This window comes from Streptomyces sp. TE5632, assembly GCF_054061295.1.
This window is the reverse complement of sequence record NZ_JBSSEA010000003.1, coordinates 4,191,167-4,205,763: the sequence shown is the minus strand read 5'-3', so window position 1 is coordinate 4,205,763 and position 14,597 is coordinate 4,191,167. Positions and strand designations below refer to the sequence as shown.

The window sequence follows — 14,597 nt, the reverse complement described above, 5'->3', positions numbered from 1 at the left end:
CGGGCCTCAGCTGTCGAAGCCCAGCCCCAGCCGGTCCAGCGTGCGCAGCCACAGGTTCCGGCGCCCGTCGTGCGCGTCGGCCCGCGCCAGGGACCACTGGGTGAGCGCGATACCGGTCCAGGCGAAGGGCTCCGGCGGGAACGGCAGCGGCTTCCTGCGCACCATCTCCAGCTGCGTGCGCTCGGTGCGCTCCCCCGCCAGCAGGTCCAGCATCACCTCGGCGCCGAAGCGGGTGGCGCCGACGCCGAGCCCCGTGTAGCCCGCCGTGTAGGCGACCCTGCCCCGGTGGGCGGTGCCGTAGAACGCCGAGAAGCGGGAGCAGGTGTCGATCGCGCCGCCCCAGGCGTGGGTGAAGCGGACGCCCTCCAGTTGCGGGAAGCAGGTGAAGAAGTGGTCCGCGAGCCTCGCATGGGTCTGGGGGCGGTCGTCGTACTCGGCGCGCACCCGGCCGCCGTACGGGTAGACCGCGTCGTAGCCGCCCCACAGGATGCGGTTGTCGGCGGTCAGCCGGAAGTAGTGGAACCGGTTGGCGGTGTCCGCGAGGCCCTGCCGGTTCCGCCAGCCGACGGACGCCAGTCGGTCGGCGGTGAGCGGCTCGGTCATCAGGGCGTAGTCGTAGACCGGGACGGTGTAGGCGCGGGCCCGTCGGACCAGGCTGGGGAAGACGTTGGTGCCGAGTGCCGCGGTCCGGGCGCGGATCTGCCCGTGGGGGGTGCGTACGGCCAGTCCGGCGCCGTCCGTGCGCAGGCCGAGGGCGGGGGTGTGCTCGTACACGCGGACGCCGAGGCCGAGGCAGGCCCGTTTCAGCCCCCAGGCGAGTTTCGCCGGGTGGAGCATGGCCACGCCCCGGCGGTCCCACAGGCCGGCCCGGAAGGTGGGCGAGTCGACCTGGGCGCGGACCGCGTCGGCGTCCAGGAACTCCACGCCGTCACAGAGCCCCCGGCGGTCCATCTCCTGGTACCAGTCCCGCAGTTCCCGTTCCTGGTGGGGCTCGATGGCGACGTCGATCTCACCGGTGCGTTCGAAGTCGCAGTCGATGGCGTGGCGGGCGACCGTCTCCTCGATGGCGTCGAGGTTGCGGGCGCCCAGCCGCTCCAGCCGGTGGATCTCGTCGGGCCAGCGGGCCAGGCCGTTGGCCAGGCCGTGGGTGAGCGAGGCGGCGCAGAATCCGCCGTTGCGGCCCGAGGCGGCCCAGCCCACCTCCCGCCCCTCGACCAGGACGACGTCCCGGCCGGGATCCCGCTCCTTGGCGATCAGTGCCGTCCACAGTCCGCTGTAGCCGCCGCCCACGACCAGCAGGTCGCAGGTCTCGGCGCCGGTGAGGGCGGGCTCGGGCCGCGGCCTGCCGGGGTCGTCCAGCCAGTACGCGAGGGGCCGGGCCTCGGCGAGGGATGCCGTCCAACGGCTCATGGTGGCCTACGCCTTCTGCCGGTCGCGGCGCTTGCTGTGCTTGGTGAAGGCCATGGAGACCAGCACCAGCAGCATGGCGACGACGAACATGGCCGTACCGATGACATTGATCTGCACGGGGGTTCCGCGCTGGGCGGAGCCCCAGACGAACATCGGGAAGGTGACGGTGGAGCCCGCGTTGAAGTTGGTGATGATGAAGTCGTCGAAGGAGAGCGCGAAGGCGAGCAGCGCGCCCGCCGCGATGCCGGGTGCGGCGATCGGCAGGGTGACCCGCCAGAACGTCTGGAACGGGCCGGCGTACAGGTCCTGGGCGGCCTGTTCGAGGCGCGGGTCCATGGACATCACCCTGGCCTTGACGGCGACCACGACGAAGCTGAGGCAGAACATGACGTGGGCGATCAGGATCGTCCAGAAGCCCAGCTGGGCACCCATGTTGAGGAACAGGGTCAGCAGGGACGCCGCCATCACCACCTCGGGCATCGCCATCGGCAGGAAGATCAGCGAGTTCACGGCGCCGCGGGCGCGGAACCGGTAGCGGACCAGCGCGAACGCGATCAGCGTGCCGAGCAGGGTGGCGCCGAGGGTCGCCCACAGGGCGATCTGGAGGCTGAGCGCCAGGGACCCGCACAGGCCGGCGACCCCGCACGGGTCCCTCCAGGCGTCCGTGGAGAACTCCTGCCACTGGTAGTTGAAGCGGCCCTTCGGGTTGTTGAAGGAGAACACGGTGACGACGACGTTCGGCAGCAGGAGGTACGCGAGCGTCAGCAGTCCCGCGATGACGACGAGACGGCTCTTGAGCCAGTTGACGAAGGGCATTTACACCAGATCCTCCGTGCCGGACCTACGGATGTAGAGCGTGACCATGACGAGGATCGCGGCCATCAGGATGAACGAGAGCGCGGCGGCCGTCGGGTAGTCGAGGACGCGCAGGAACTGCGTCTGGATCACGTTGCCGACCATGCGGGTGTCGGTGGAGCCGAGCAGGTCCGCGTTGATGTAGTCGCCGGTGGCCGGGATGAAGGTCAGCAGCGTGCCGGAGACGACGCCCGGCATCGACAGCGGGAAGGTGACCCTGCGGAAGGTGGTCGAGGGCCTGGCGTACAGGTCGTTCGCCGCCTCGTGCAGCCGCGGGTCGATGCGCTCCAGCGAGGTGTAGAGCGGCAGGATCATGAACGGCAGGAAGTTGTACGTCAGACCGCAGACCACGGCGAGCGGCGTGGCCAGCACCCGGTCGCCCGCCGTCCAGCCGAGCCAGGCGGTGACGTCCAGGACGTGCAGGGTGTTCAGGGCGTCGACCACCGGGCCGCCGTCGGCGAGGATCGTCTTCCAGGCGAGGGTGCGGATCAGGAAGCTGGTGAAGAACGGCGCGATCACCAGGATCATGATCAGGTTCCGCCAGCGTCCCGCGCGGAAGGCGATCAGATACGCCAGCGGATAGCCGAGCAGCAGGCACAGCACGGTCGCGGAGGCCGCGTAGAGCACCGAGCGGACGAACTGCGGCCAGTACGTGGACAGTGCGTCCCAGTAGACGGTGAAGTTCCAGGTGACCCGGTAGCCCTCCTCCAGGGACCCCGTCTGGACGGAGGTGGAGGCCTGGTAGATCACCGGCAGCGCGAAGAAGACGACCAGCCACAGCAGGCCGGGCAGCAGGAGCAGGTACGGCGTCCAGCGACCCCGCCTGCGCGGCGGTCTCTTCTCCTTCTTCTCCGGGGCGGGCGCCAGGGGCGGCGCCCCGGTGGCCGTGGCCATCAGGCGACCTCACCCTCGACGGGCTCGACGGTCTCGACGCCCGCGTCCGCGTCCTGCGCGGCGTCCAGGCCGAAGGTGTGCGCCGGGTTCCAGTGCAGGACGACCTCCGCGCCGGGCACCAGGCGGTCGTCGCGGTCGATGTTCTGGACGTAGACCTCGAACGCGGTGCAGACCGGGCTGTCGACGACGAACTGCGTGGAGACACCGATGAAGCTGGAGTCGGCGATCCGGCCGGTGATCCGGTTGCGGCCCTCGGGGATCCGTCCGGCGTCGTCCGCGTGGGCGAGGGAGATCTTCTCCGGGCGCACCCCCAGCAGCACCTTGCCGCCGGTCGTGGTGGGGCCGCTGTTGCGCGCCGAGGGCAGGACGAGTTTGCCGCCGCCCGCCTTCAGCACGAGGTCGTCGCCGGACCTGGAGTCGACGTCGGCCTCGATGAAGTTGGACGTGCCCAGGAAGTTGGCGACGAAGGTGGTGCGCGGGTTCTCGTACAGGTCGGTGGGCGGGCCGAGTTGCTCGACCCGGCCGGCGTTCATCACGGCGACCGTGTCGGCCATGGTCATGGCCTCCTCCTGGTCGTGCGTGACGTGCACGAAGGTGATGCCGACCTCGGTCTGGATGCGCTTGAGCTCCAGCTGCATCTGACGGCGCAGTTTGAGGTCGAGGGCGCCGAGCGGCTCGTCGAGCAGCAGCACCTTGGGATGGTTGATCAGGGCCCGGGCCACCGCGACGCGCTGCTGCTGGCCGCCGGAGAGCTGGTGCGGCTTCTTGCGCGCCTGCTCGCCGAGCTGCACCAGCTCCAGCATCTCCTCGACCTGCTTCTTCACGCTCTTGATGCCGCGCCGGCGCAGACCGAAGGCGACGTTCTCGAAGACGTCGAGGTGCGGGAAGAGGGCGTAGGACTGGAAGACGGTGTTCACCGGCCGCTTGTACGGCGGGAGCGCGGTGACGTCCTGGTCGCCGAGGTGGACGGTGCCCGCGGTGGGTTCCTCCAGGCCGGCGATCATCCGCAGGGTGGTGGTCTTGCCGCAGCCGGACGCGCCGAGCAGGGCGAAGAAGGAGCCCTGGGGCACGGTCAGGTCGAGGGGGTGTACGGCGGTGAAGTTCCCGTAGGTTTTGCCGATCTGCTTCAGGCGGACGTCGCCGTTGGTCTGTGTTGTCGTCTTCATCGTCGTCACGCCCCTGTGAGCTTCGCGAACTTCGCTTCGTAGGCCGCCTCTTCCTTGTCGCTCAGGGCGCGGAAGGAGTGGGTTCGGGCCGCTACGTCCTTGGTCGGGATGATCAACGGGTTCTCCGCCGCCGACTTGTCGATCTTGGCGAGTTCCTCCCGCGCGCCGTCGACGGGACTCACGAAGGCGACGTAGGCGGAGAGCCGGGCCGCCTGCGGCGGCTGGTAGTAGAAGTCGATCAGCCGCTCGGCGTTGGCCTTGTGGCGGGCCTTGTTGGGGATGAGCAGGTTGTCGGTGGCCGTCATGAAACCGGCGTCCGGGATGACGTACCCGACGTCGTCGCTGTCCGCCTGGAGCTGGACGATGTCACCGCCCCAGGCGACACAGGCGGCGATGTCGCCCTTGGTCAGGTCGGACGTGTAGTCGTTGCCGGTGAAGCGGCGGATCTGCCCCTTGTCGACGGCCTTCTGCAGGCGGTCGATCGCCGCGTCGTAGTCGTCGTCGGTGACCTTGGCCGGGTCCTTGCCCATGTCGAGCAGGGTCATGCCGATGCTGTCGCGCATCTCGGACAGGAAGGAGACCCGGCCCTTGAGCTTGGGGTTGTCCAGCAGGTCGGAGACCGACTTCACCTCGATGCCGTCGAGCGCCTTCTTGTTGTAGGCGACGACGGCCGAGACACCCTGCCAGGGGTAGGAGTAGGCGCGCCCCGGGTCCCAGTCCGGGCTGCGGAACTGCCCGGAGAGGTTGGCGAAGGCGTGCGGCAGGTTCGCCGGGTCCAGTTTCTGGACCCAGCCCAGGCGGATCATCCGCGCGGCCAGCCAGTCGGTGAGGACGATCAGGTCGCGGCCGGTGTCCTGCCCGGCGGCGAGCTGCGGTTTGATCTTGCCGAAGAACTCGGTGTTGTCGTTGACGTCCTCGGTGTACTCGACCTTGACGCCGGTCTGCCGGGTGAACGCGTCGAGCGTGGGACGCTGCTTGCCGCTCTCGTCGACATCGATGTAGACGGGCCAGTTGGAGAAGTTGACGGTCTTCTCCTTGGCCGAATGGTCCTCGGCGGAGGTGCCGCCCTGGGTCCGGCCGGCCGCGGGGATGCCGCAGGCGCTCAGCGCCCCGAGTCCGCCGGTCGCGAGCGCGCCGCCGGCGGAGGCGCGCAACAAGGACCGGCGGGTCAGTGCCGCCCGGCCGTTGCGGAAACTGCGCCGCATGGCGGCCACCTGGGCCGGGGAGAGACGGTCGGGCTCGTACTGCTCCATGCGCGTGATGCCCTTTCGGGAGAGGGGCCGCGGGTCGGGCGGCCCGGCTGCTATCGGTCCCCGAAGATCGTGCGGTGCCAGTCCTTGCGGACCACCGCCGTATTGTCGAACATGACGTGCTTGAGCTGGGTGTACTCCTCGAACGAGTACGCGGACATGTCCTTGCCGAAGCCGGACGCCTTGGAGCCGCCGTGGGGCATCTCGCTGATGATCGGGATGTGGTCGTTGATCCACACACAGCCCGCCTTGATCTCGCGGGTGGCACGGCCCGTCCGGTACACGTCGCGGCTCCACGCGGAGGCGGCGAGCCCGTACGGCGTGTCGTTGGCCAGGGCGATGCCCTGGTCGTCGGTGTCGAAGGGCAGGACGACGAGCACCGGCCCGAAGATCTCGGACTGCACGACCTCGCTGTCCTGCGGCGCGTCGGCGATCAGGGTGGGGCGGTAGTACGCGCCGTGCTTCAGGTCCCCCTCCGGAGCCTCGCCGCCGGTCACCACCCGCGCGCGGGCACGTGCCCGGTCGACGAATCCGGCCACGCGGTCGCGCTGGGCGTGCGAGATCAGCGGGCCGAGGTCGGTGCCGGGAGCGAAGGGGTCGCCGAGCCGCACGGTCTCCATCAGGGCCGCCGTGCGCTCGACGAACGCCTTGTAGAGGGGCCGTTGCACATACGCGCGGGTGGCGGCCGTGCAGTCCTGGCCGGTGTTGATGAGCGCGCCCGCGACCGCTCCGTTGACGGCGGCGTCGAGGTCGGCGTCGTCGAAGACGACGAAGGGGGCCTTGCCGCCGAGTTCCAGGTGGATGCGCTTGACGGTGGCGGTGGCGATCTCGGCGACCCGCTTGCCCACGGCGGTCGAGCCGGTGAAGGAGGTCATGGCGACGTCGGGATGGCCGACGAGGTGTTCGCCCGCCTCCTTGCCGGTGCCGGTGACGATGTTGATCACGCCGTCCGGGATGCCCGCGTCGGTGGCGGCCCGCGCGAACAGGAGGGAGGTCAGCGGGGTGAGCTCGGCGGGCTTGAGGACCACGGTGTTGCCCGCCGCGATCGCCGGGAGGATCTTCCACGCGGCCATCTGGAGGGGGTAGTTCCAGGGCGCGACGGAGCCGACGACGCCGATGGGCTCGCGGCGGACGTAGGAGGTGTGGTCGCCGGAGTACTCGCCGGCGGACTGGCCCTGCAGTTGCCGGGCGGCGCCGGCGAAGAAGGCGATGTTGTCGATCGTCCCCGGGACGTCGAACTCACGGCTCAGCTTGAGCGGCTTGCCGCACTGCAGGGACTCGGCGCGGGCGAAGTCCTCGGCGCGCTCGGCGACGACGGCGGCGAACCGGTGCAGGGCGTCGGAGCGCTCACCGGGGGTGGCGTCGGCCCACGCCGGGAACGCCTCGCGCGCCGCGGCGACGGCCGCGTCCACGTCGTCGGTGCCGGCGAGTGCGTAGGTGTGGACCTCCTGCCCGGTGGCGGGGTCGACCACCGTGTGCGTACGGCCCGAGGTGCCCTTCGCCGGACGTCCCGCGATGAACTGCGCCCCGTCCGCGAACCGGTCCTGGGCCGGGAATCGTTCCGGGGTGGCGTTGCCCGGGTTGTGCATGTCGCTCTCCTCCGTCTCCCCGAGGGGGCGGCGTGGCTCCAGCTCGATTTGAGTGCCGATCCTGACAGAGCAACGGCACTCCAACAAGTGATTCCGTTGTTGCCTTTTGGTTACGCGACGAAATCTGTCGACCGGGCGTCGAGGGGCGGCGGAAAGGACAGGACGGGGTGTCAGTGGTGCGTGCCAGACTCGCGCGGGCAGGGAGGGTTCACGAGGGGTGGCGATGAACGGGACGGCGGGGACCATCGGTTCCAGGGAGACTCTGGTCGAGGCGCTGCGGGCCGGCCGGCGGGTCAAGTACCTGTACTTCTGGGGGCACCGGCCGCTGCCCGACGGCCGGATCGGAGCGAGCTGTCTGAGCCAGTGGTGGCCGTCGCCGTTCACGGTGGACGGGGTGCGGTACGCGACCGCCGAGCACTGGATGATGGCGGCCAAGGCCCGGCTGTTCGCGGACCCGGAGGGGGAGCGGCGGGTGCTGGCCGCGGAGCACCCGGCGCAGGCGAAGGAGGCGGGGCGGCTGGTGCGGGGCTTCGACGATGAGACATGGCGACGGGAGCGGTTCCGTGTCGTCGTCGAGGGCAGCGTGCACAAGTTCGCGGCCCACGCCGACCTGCGCGCCTTCCTGCTGGGCACGGGCGAGAGGGTGCTGGTCGAGGCGAGCCCGCTGGACCGGGTGTGGGGCATCGGGCTCGCGGCCACCGACGAAAGGGCGACGGACCCCGACCAGTGGCGCGGCCCGAACCTCCTGGGCTTCGCCCTGATGCGGGCCCGCACCCGCCTCCGGAAGAACCAGGGCGGGCCGGGGCTCTGAGGTGGTGTCCGGGGTCAGTAGGAGGACGTGAACATGACGAGCGCGCCGAAGCCGGCGGCCAGGACGATGCCGACCGCGCCGCAGATGAGGCCGGCCAGGGCGTATCCCGGGTTCGTGGCCTCGCCGCGGGCCGCCTTGCCCCGGCCCAGCGCGCTGAAGATCACGGCCATGACGCCGAGCCCGATGGCCAGCGGCCAGAAGCAGAAGAGCACGGCCGAGATGATGCCGAGCACGAGTCCGGTGACGCCCATGCCGTTGCTCGGCATGGGCGCCATGCCGGTCCAGCCGTGGTAGCCCGGGGCGGGCGCGCCGCCATAACCGGGTGCGCCGCCGTAACCGGGCGGCTGCGGGGCCGGGTAGCCGTAACCGCTCTGGGGGCCCGGGTAGCCGTACGGAACCTGGCCGGGGCCGTCGGGGGCGACGGGCGGTGGCGGGAGCGGGTCGGCGACCGGGGGCGCGAAGGGGTTGGGGGCCGCCGCGCCGGGGCCGACGGGCGGTATCGGTGCCTGTGGGGTGGCGGGGCCGGCCCAGGGCTGGGCGGGCGGCGGGGCGGGGGCGTCCATCGCGGGGAAGGACGCCATCGTCTGCTGCTCGTGCACGGATGGTGCGCCGGGGGCCGAGGCAGCGGCCGGACCCGCGCCGGAGGCCGGCGGGTCGAACTCCGGGAGCGCCCACGGGTCGACGGCTCCGGTGGAGTCCGGCGGGCCGGGTGTGACCTGCCCGCCCAGATCGATCTGCGTCACCGGGGGCGCCACGTCCCGCGGCGGGGCCTGGGGCGGCTGCGCCCGAGCGGCCCCGCTGTCGGCCGGCGCGGCCCACACGTCGTCATGGTCTTGCGGGCTGCGGGGCGGTGTACCGCCCGTCGTACTCCCCCGCGCCTCCGGCGCCTGCGCGTCGTCGGACATGCGCTGGACCCCCTCCGTCGAACGTCCCGCCATGTTACGGCCCCGGCGCCCCGTCGGGCGCACCCGTCCTACGATGATCCCCGATCCACCGATCAGCCGATCACCCGCGTCCCGCCGCACACCGGCCGAGGACGCCGCTTGGGGGAGGAACAATGACCGACCACCTCGTCACGGCCACCGGAACACCGCGCCATGACCCGCGTGCCTTCATCGCCGGACTGCCCAAGGCCGAACTGCACGTGCACCACGTCGGCTCCGCCTCCCCCCGCATCGTCTCGGAGCTGGCCGCCCGCCACCCCGACTCCAGGGTCCCCACCGACCCCGAGGCGCTCGCCGACTACTTCACCTTCACGGACTTCGCCCACTTCATCGACGTGTACCTGTCCGTCGTCGACCTGATCCGCACACCCGAGGACGTCCGGCTGCTCACCTTCGAGGTGGCACGTGAGCTGGCCCGGCAGCAGGTGCGGTACGCCGAGCTGACCGTCACCCCGTTCTCGTCGACCCGCCGCGGGATCGACGAGCGTGCCTTCATGGACGCGATCGAGGACGCCCGCAAGGCGGCCGAGGCCGAGTTCGGGACGGTGCTGCGCTGGTGCTTCGACATTCCCGGCGAGGCGGGTCTGGAGTCCGCCGAGGAGACGACGCGGCTCGCCACCGACGACCGGCTGCGCCCGGAGGGCCTGGTCTCCTTCGGCCTGGGCGGGCCCGAGATCGGGGTGCCCCGGCCGCAGTTCAAGCCGTACTTCGACCGCGCCATCGCCGCGGGCCTGCGCTCGGTGCCGCACGCCGGTGAGACCACCGGCCCGGAAACGGTGTGGGACGCCCTGCGCGACCTGCGCGCCGAGCGGATCGGGCACGGCACCAGCGCCGCCCGGGACCCCGAGCTGCTCGCGCACCTCGCCGAGCGGCGCATCGCGCTGGAGGTGTGCCCCACCTCCAACATCGCCACCCGCGCGGTCACCACCCTCGACGAACACCCCATCAAGGAGTTCGTCCGGGCCGGTGTCCTGGTGACCGTCAACTCCGACGACCCGCCGATGTTCGGCACCGACCTCAACCACGAGTACCTGATCGCCGCGCGACTGCTGGACCTCGACGAACGGGGCCTGGCCGAGCTGGCGAAGAACGCGGTGGAGGCGTCCTTCCTGGACCGGCCCGCCAAGGCGGGGCTGGCCGCCGAGATCGACTCCTACACCACGTCCTGGCTCGCCCGCTGACCGCCCCGGCGAACCGGCCACCCCATGACGAACCGACCTTGCGAAGGGCCGCCATGCACAACGTGACCGCCGTGGCCCACCGCGGCGACCCCTACCGCGTCCGCGAGAACACGCTCGCCTCGCTGCGTTCCGCGCTCCACCGGGGCGCGGACGCGGTCGAGTTCGACGTACGCCTCACCCGGGACGGCGTGCCGGTCCTGCTGCACGACGAGACGCTGAAGCGGCTCTGGGAGCACGACCGCCCGCTGCGGTCGCTGTCCTGGGAGGAGGTGCGCGGCCTGACCGACGGCGGCGTGCCGGCCCTGTCGGACGCGCTGTCGGCGACCGAGGGCAGCAGGCTCCTGCTGGACCTGCCGGGCGCCCCGCACCCGCGGGCGGTGCGCCGGATCGTGGACGTCGTACGGGAGCACGGGGCCCGGGACCGCGTGTACTACTGCGCGGGCGCCGCCACCATGCTCGCCGTGCGCGCGGCGGACCCGTCCGCCGAGATCGCCCTCACCCGCACGACGCTGGCCCCGCCGCGCGCCGGCCTCCTGGAGGCGATCCGCCCGCGCTGGCTGAACTACCGCTTCAGCCTGGTCGACCGGGCCCTGGCCGACCGCGTCCACCGCGACGGCTATCTGCTGTCCGTGTGGACCCCGGACACCCGCCGCTCCATGCGCCGCCTGCTGGCGATGGGCGCCGACTCGATCACGACCAACCGCGTCGACGTCCTGCGCGCCCTGCGGGACGGCGGGACGGGCCACCCACGGCCGTGAACGCCCAGCCGTGACAGTTCCCCCGCCCCAAAGGGGCGCGGGGAACTGCGCGACCAGCCACGGACGGCCCGCGCACTCCGGACGGCAGGCCCGAACGGCGCCCAGGAGGTAGTTCCTCCGGCTCTCCCCAGCGGAGCGCTACGCGTCCAGCGACGTCATCACGTGCTTGATGCGCGTGTAGTCCTCGAAGCCGTACCCCGACAGGTCCTTGCCGTAGCCCGACTTCTTGAAGCCGCCGTGCGGCATCTCCGCGACCAGCGGGATGTGGGTGTTGATCCACACACAGCCGAAGTCGAGCTTCTTGGACATGCGCATCGCGCGGGAGTGGTCCTTGGTCCACACCGAGGAGGCCAGCGCGTACTCGACGCCGTTGGCGTACTCGACGGCCTGGTCCTCGTCGGCGAAGGTCTGGACGGTGATGACCGGGCCGAAGACCTCCCTCTGGATGATCTCGTCGTCCTGCTTCAGGCCCGAGACGACGGTCGGCGCGTAGAAGAAGCCCTGCTCCCCGACGCGCTTGCCGCCGGCCTCCACGCGCGCGTGCGCGGGCAGCCGCTCGATGAAGCCCTCGACCTGCTTGAGCTGGTTGGGGTTGTTGAGCGGGCCGAACAGCACGTCCTCGTCGTCCGGCATGCCGGTCTTGGTGTCGGCCGCCGCCTTGGCGAGCGCGGAGACGAACTCGTCGTGGATCGACTCGTGGACGAGGACGCGGGTGGCGGCCGTGCAGTCCTGGCCGGCGTTGAAGAAGCCCGCGACGGAGATGTCCTCGACGGCCTTGGCGATGTCGGTGTCCTCGAAGACCACCACCGGAGCCTTGCCGCCCAGCTCCAGGTGGACGCGCTTGAGGTCCTTGGAAGCGGCCTCGGCGACCTGCATGCCCGCGCGCACCGAACCGGTGATGGACGCCATCGCCGGGGTCTCGTGCTCGACCATCATGCGGCCGGTGTCGCGGTCGCCGCAGATGACGTTGAAGACGCCCTTGGGCAGGACCGAGCCGAGGATCTCGGCGAGCAGGACGGTGGAGGCCGGCGTGGTGTCGGACGGCTTCAGAACGACCGTGTTGCCCGCCGCGATCGCCGGGGCGAACTTCCACACGGCCATCATCATCGGGTAGTTCCACGGGGCGACCTGGGCACAGACGCCGACCGGTTCGCGGCGCACGATGGAGGTCAGGCCCTCCATGTACTCGCCGGCCGAGCGGCCCTCCAGCATCCGTGCCGCACCCGCGAAGAAGCGGATCTGGTCGACCATCGGCGGGATCTCCTCGGTGCGGGTCAGCCCGATGGGCTTGCCCGTGTTCTCCACCTCGGCCGCGATCAGTTCCTCGGCGCGCTCCTCGAAGGCGTCCGCGACCTTCAGCAGGGCCTTCTGCCGCTCGGCCGGCGTGGTGTCGCGCCAGCCGGGAAAGGCCTCGGCGGCGGCCGCCATCGCGGCGTCCACATCCGCCTGCCCGGACAGCGGCGCGGTCGCGTACGCCTCACCGGTCACGGGGTTGACCACCTCGGTGGTCCGTCCGTCGGCGGCGTCGCGGAATTCACCGCCGATGTAGTTGCGCAGACGACGCAGCTCGGTGCTCACTGCAGGCCCTCCTGGTGCTCCTCGTGGGTGTCCGAGGTGTCCAACCTCTGAGACACCCACCCTAGACGGACCGCTGACGTTTTCAACACCCCCACCCGTCCCGCACCTGCGAAATCCGCAAACTGAAACCCCTGAGACAACGGATTTCATCGAATGCGCCTTGCGAAACGGTCGAGACGTCGTGCACAGTGACCATGTGGCCAGTCGAAGCGCAGAACCGAGGGACTCCCGCGAGTCCAAGAACGGCGGCGGTCCCCACCTGGACGCCGTCTCCCTCGCCATCATCGAGCAGCTCCAGGAGGACGGCCGGCGGCCGTACGCCGCGATCGGCAAGGCCGTCGGTCTGTCGGAGGCGGCCGTGCGCCAGCGCGTCCAGAAACTGCTCGACCACGGCGTGATGCAGATCGTCGCCGTCACGGACCCGCTCACCGTGGGCTTCCGCCGGCAGGCGATGGTCGGCGTCAACGTCGAGGGGGACGTGGAGTCCGTCGCCGACGCGCTGAGCGCCATGGACGAGTGCGAGTACGTGGTGATGACCGCGGGCTCCTTCGACCTCATGGTCGAGATCGTCTGCGAAGACGACGACCACCTTCTGGAAGTCATCAACCGACGCATCAGGGCCGTGCCCGGGGTGCGCTCCACCGAGAGTTTCGTCTACCTCAAGCTCAAGAAGCAGACCTACATGTGGGGAACCCGATGATCGTGAGCACCGACAGCCCCAAGGAACCCAGCGACCTCAGCAGGTCCGCGTACGACCACCTGTGGATGCACTTCACCCGCATGTCCTCGTACGAGAACTCCCCCGTCCCCACCATCGTCCGCGGCGAGGGCACCCACATCTACGACGACAAGGGCAAGCGGTACCTCGACGGTCTCGCCGGCCTGTTCGTGGTCCAGGCGGGACACGGCCGCGTCGAACTCGCCGAGGCCGCCTTCAAGCAGGCGCAGGAACTGTCCTTCTTCCCCGTCTGGTCCTACGCCCATCCCAAGGCCGTGGAGCTGGCCGAGCGGCTCGCCGACGAGGCCCCGGGCGACCTGAACAAGGTCTTCTTCACCACGGGCGGCGGTGAGGCGGTGGAGACCGCCTGGAAGCTCGCCAAGCAGTACTTCAAGCTGACCGGCAAGCCGACCAAGTACAAGGTCATCTCCCGCGCGGTGGCCTACCACGGCACCCCGCAGGGGGCCCTGTCGATCACCGGACTGCCGGCCCTCAAGGCCCCGTTCGAGCCGCTGGTGCCGGGCGCGCACAAGGTGCCGAACACCAACTTCTACCGGGCTCCGCTCCACGGCGACGACCCGGAGGCGTTCGGCCGCTGGGCCGCCGACCAGATCGAGCAGCAGATCCTCTTCGAGGGCCCGGACACGGTCGCCGCGGTCTTCCTGGAGCCGGTGCAGAACGCGGGCGGCTGCTTCCCGCCGCCGCCCGGCTACTTCCAGCGGGTCCGGGAGATCTGCGACCAGTACGACGTGCTCCTCGTCTCCGACGAGGTCATCTGCGCCTTCGGCCGTCTGGGCACGACCTTCGCCTGCGACAAGTTCGGCTACGTCCCGGACATGATCACCTGCGCCAAGGGCATGACCTCGGGCTACTCGCCCATCGGCGCGTGCATCATCTCGGACCGCCTCGCCGAGCCGTTCTACCGGGGCGACAACGTCTTCCTGCACGGCTACACCTTCGGCGGCCACCCCGTCTCGGCCGCGGTGGCCGTGGCCAACCTCGACCTGTTCGCGCGCGAGGGCCTCAACCAGCACGTCCTGGACAACGAAGGCGCCTTCCGCTCGACGCTGGAGAAGCTGTACGACCTGCCGATCGTCGGCGACGTCCGCGGCAACGGCTTCTTCTACGGCATCGAACTGGTCAAGGACAAGCACACCAAGGAGAGCTTCGACGACGAGGAGACCGAGCGCGTCCTGTACGGCTTCCTGTCCAAGAAGCTGTACGAGAACGGCCTGTACTGCCGTGCCGACGACCGCGGCGACCCGGTCGTCCAGCTCGCCCCGCCGCTGATCTCCGACCAGGAGACCTTCGACGAGATCGAGCAGATCCTGCGCGCCACGCTGTCGGAGGCATGGACGAAGCTGTGACCCACTGCTGTGATCCGCCACCGTGATCCGCCGCTGTGATCCGCCGCTGTGATCCGCCGCTGTGATCTTCGGCTGG

At 70.6% G+C, this 14,597-nt stretch carries 13 protein-coding genes; 5 read left to right on the top strand and 8 right to left on the bottom strand.

Going from position 1 to position 14,597, the window contains the following annotated elements; genetic code table 11:
• Window positions 1-6: 6 nt before the first annotated feature.
• From ACVW19_RS24545 to ACVW19_RS24520, 6 genes are read right to left on the bottom strand one after another with little or no spacing between them, the layout of a single operon-like run.
• Window positions 7-1,410 (bottom strand): NAD(P)/FAD-dependent oxidoreductase, encoded by a 1,404-nt coding sequence (locus ACVW19_RS24545; RefSeq protein ID WP_457461792.1) that lies wholly within the window; start codon window positions 1,408-1,410, stop codon window positions 7-9.
• 6 nt (window positions 1,411-1,416) lie between these two features.
• Complete coding sequence (locus ACVW19_RS24540) at window positions 1,417-2,226, bottom strand: ABC transporter permease (protein WP_457461790.1); 810 nt, start codon at window positions 2,224-2,226, stop codon at window positions 1,417-1,419.
• Window positions 2,227-3,159 (bottom strand): ABC transporter permease, encoded by a 933-nt coding sequence (locus tag ACVW19_RS24535; RefSeq protein WP_457461788.1) that lies wholly within the window; start codon window positions 3,157-3,159, stop codon window positions 2,227-2,229.
• Window positions 3,159-4,325 carry an ABC transporter ATP-binding protein gene (locus tag ACVW19_RS24530; protein ID WP_457461786.1) on the bottom strand — a complete coding sequence of 389 codons (1,167 nt, stop codon included), beginning with the start codon at window positions 4,323-4,325 and terminating at the stop codon, window positions 3,159-3,161. The genes ACVW19_RS24535 and ACVW19_RS24530 overlap by 1 nt, the downstream gene beginning before the upstream one ends.
• A 5-nt stretch (window positions 4,326-4,330) precedes the next feature.
• Window positions 4,331-5,578 carry a polyamine ABC transporter substrate-binding protein gene (locus ACVW19_RS24525; protein ID WP_457461784.1) on the bottom strand — a complete coding sequence of 416 codons (1,248 nt, stop codon included), beginning with the start codon at window positions 5,576-5,578 and terminating at the stop codon, window positions 4,331-4,333.
• Between the two features lie 50 nt (window positions 5,579-5,628).
• Window positions 5,629-7,164: a gamma-aminobutyraldehyde dehydrogenase gene (locus tag ACVW19_RS24520; protein ID WP_457461783.1), complete on the bottom strand. Its 1,536-nt coding sequence runs from the start codon at window positions 7,162-7,164 to the stop codon at window positions 5,629-5,631.
• Window positions 7,165-7,387: 223 nt separating this feature from the next.
• Here ACVW19_RS24520 and ACVW19_RS24515 point away from each other — a divergent pair, with 223 nt between their 5' ends.
• On the top strand, window positions 7,388-7,975 hold the full coding sequence (locus tag ACVW19_RS24515; protein WP_457461781.1) for an NADAR family protein: 588 nt from the start codon (window positions 7,388-7,390) through the stop codon (window positions 7,973-7,975).
• Between the two features lie 14 nt (window positions 7,976-7,989).
• On the opposite strand, the gene ACVW19_RS24510 is transcribed toward ACVW19_RS24515, so the two are convergent.
• Window positions 7,990-8,880 (bottom strand): DUF4190 domain-containing protein, encoded by an 891-nt coding sequence (locus ACVW19_RS24510; RefSeq protein WP_457461780.1) that lies wholly within the window; start codon window positions 8,878-8,880, stop codon window positions 7,990-7,992.
• A gap of 152 nt (window positions 8,881-9,032) precedes the next feature.
• On the opposite strand from ACVW19_RS24510, the gene ACVW19_RS24505 reads away from it, so the two are divergent.
• Window positions 9,033-10,100: an adenosine deaminase gene (locus tag ACVW19_RS24505; RefSeq protein ID WP_457461779.1), complete on the top strand. Its 1,068-nt coding sequence runs from the start codon at window positions 9,033-9,035 to the stop codon at window positions 10,098-10,100.
• A gap of 53 nt (window positions 10,101-10,153) precedes the next feature.
• Entirely contained in the window at window positions 10,154-10,858 is a 705-nt protein-coding gene (locus ACVW19_RS24500; RefSeq protein ID WP_457461777.1) for a glycerophosphodiester phosphodiesterase, read from the top strand.
• Window positions 10,859-10,996: 138 nt separating this feature from the next.
• Here the strand turns inward: ACVW19_RS24500 and ACVW19_RS24495 are convergent, their stop codons facing one another.
• On the bottom strand, window positions 10,997-12,436 hold the full coding sequence (locus tag ACVW19_RS24495; protein WP_457461775.1) for a gamma-aminobutyraldehyde dehydrogenase: 1,440 nt from the start codon (window positions 12,434-12,436) through the stop codon (window positions 10,997-10,999).
• Between the two features lie 181 nt (window positions 12,437-12,617).
• Here ACVW19_RS24495 and ACVW19_RS24490 point away from each other — a divergent pair, with 181 nt between their 5' ends.
• Window positions 12,618-13,136: an Lrp/AsnC family transcriptional regulator gene (locus tag ACVW19_RS24490; RefSeq protein WP_181383412.1), complete on the top strand. Its 519-nt coding sequence runs from the start codon at window positions 12,618-12,620 to the stop codon at window positions 13,134-13,136.
• Window positions 13,133-14,521 (top strand): aspartate aminotransferase family protein, encoded by a 1,389-nt coding sequence (locus tag ACVW19_RS24485; RefSeq protein ID WP_457461774.1) that lies wholly within the window; start codon window positions 13,133-13,135, stop codon window positions 14,519-14,521. Before ACVW19_RS24490 ends, ACVW19_RS24485 begins: the two co-directional genes overlap by 4 nt.
• Window positions 14,522-14,597 lie beyond the last annotated feature (76 nt).

What these genes read in the sequence shown, in the direction of transcription:
- ACVW19_RS24545 (WP_457461792.1), bottom strand. Translation starts at nt 1,410, where the DNA reads ATGAGCCGTTGGACGGCATCCCTCGCCGAGGCCCGGCCCCTCGCGTAC.
- ACVW19_RS24540 (WP_457461790.1), bottom strand. Translation starts at nt 2,226, where the DNA reads ATGCCCTTCGTCAACTGGCTCAAGAGCCGTCTCGTCGTCATCGCGGGA.
- ACVW19_RS24535 (WP_457461788.1), bottom strand. Translation starts at nt 3,159, where the DNA reads ATGGCCACGGCCACCGGGGCGCCGCCCCTGGCGCCCGCCCCGGAGAAG.
- ACVW19_RS24530 (WP_457461786.1), bottom strand. Translation starts at nt 4,325, where the DNA reads ATGAAGACGACAACACAGACCAACGGCGACGTCCGCCTGAAGCAGATC.
- ACVW19_RS24525 (WP_457461784.1), bottom strand. Translation starts at nt 5,578, where the DNA reads ATGGAGCAGTACGAGCCCGACCGTCTCTCCCCGGCCCAGGTGGCCGCC.
- ACVW19_RS24520 (WP_457461783.1), bottom strand. Translation starts at nt 7,164, where the DNA reads ATGCACAACCCGGGCAACGCCACCCCGGAACGATTCCCGGCCCAGGAC.
- ACVW19_RS24515 (WP_457461781.1), top strand. Translation starts at nt 7,388, where the DNA reads ATGAACGGGACGGCGGGGACCATCGGTTCCAGGGAGACTCTGGTCGAG.
- ACVW19_RS24510 (WP_457461780.1), bottom strand. Translation starts at nt 8,880, where the DNA reads ATGTCCGACGACGCGCAGGCGCCGGAGGCGCGGGGGAGTACGACGGGC.
- ACVW19_RS24505 (WP_457461779.1), top strand. Translation starts at nt 9,033, where the DNA reads ATGACCGACCACCTCGTCACGGCCACCGGAACACCGCGCCATGACCCG.
- ACVW19_RS24500 (WP_457461777.1), top strand. Translation starts at nt 10,154, where the DNA reads ATGCACAACGTGACCGCCGTGGCCCACCGCGGCGACCCCTACCGCGTC.
- ACVW19_RS24485 (WP_457461774.1), top strand. Translation starts at nt 13,133, where the DNA reads ATGATCGTGAGCACCGACAGCCCCAAGGAACCCAGCGACCTCAGCAGG.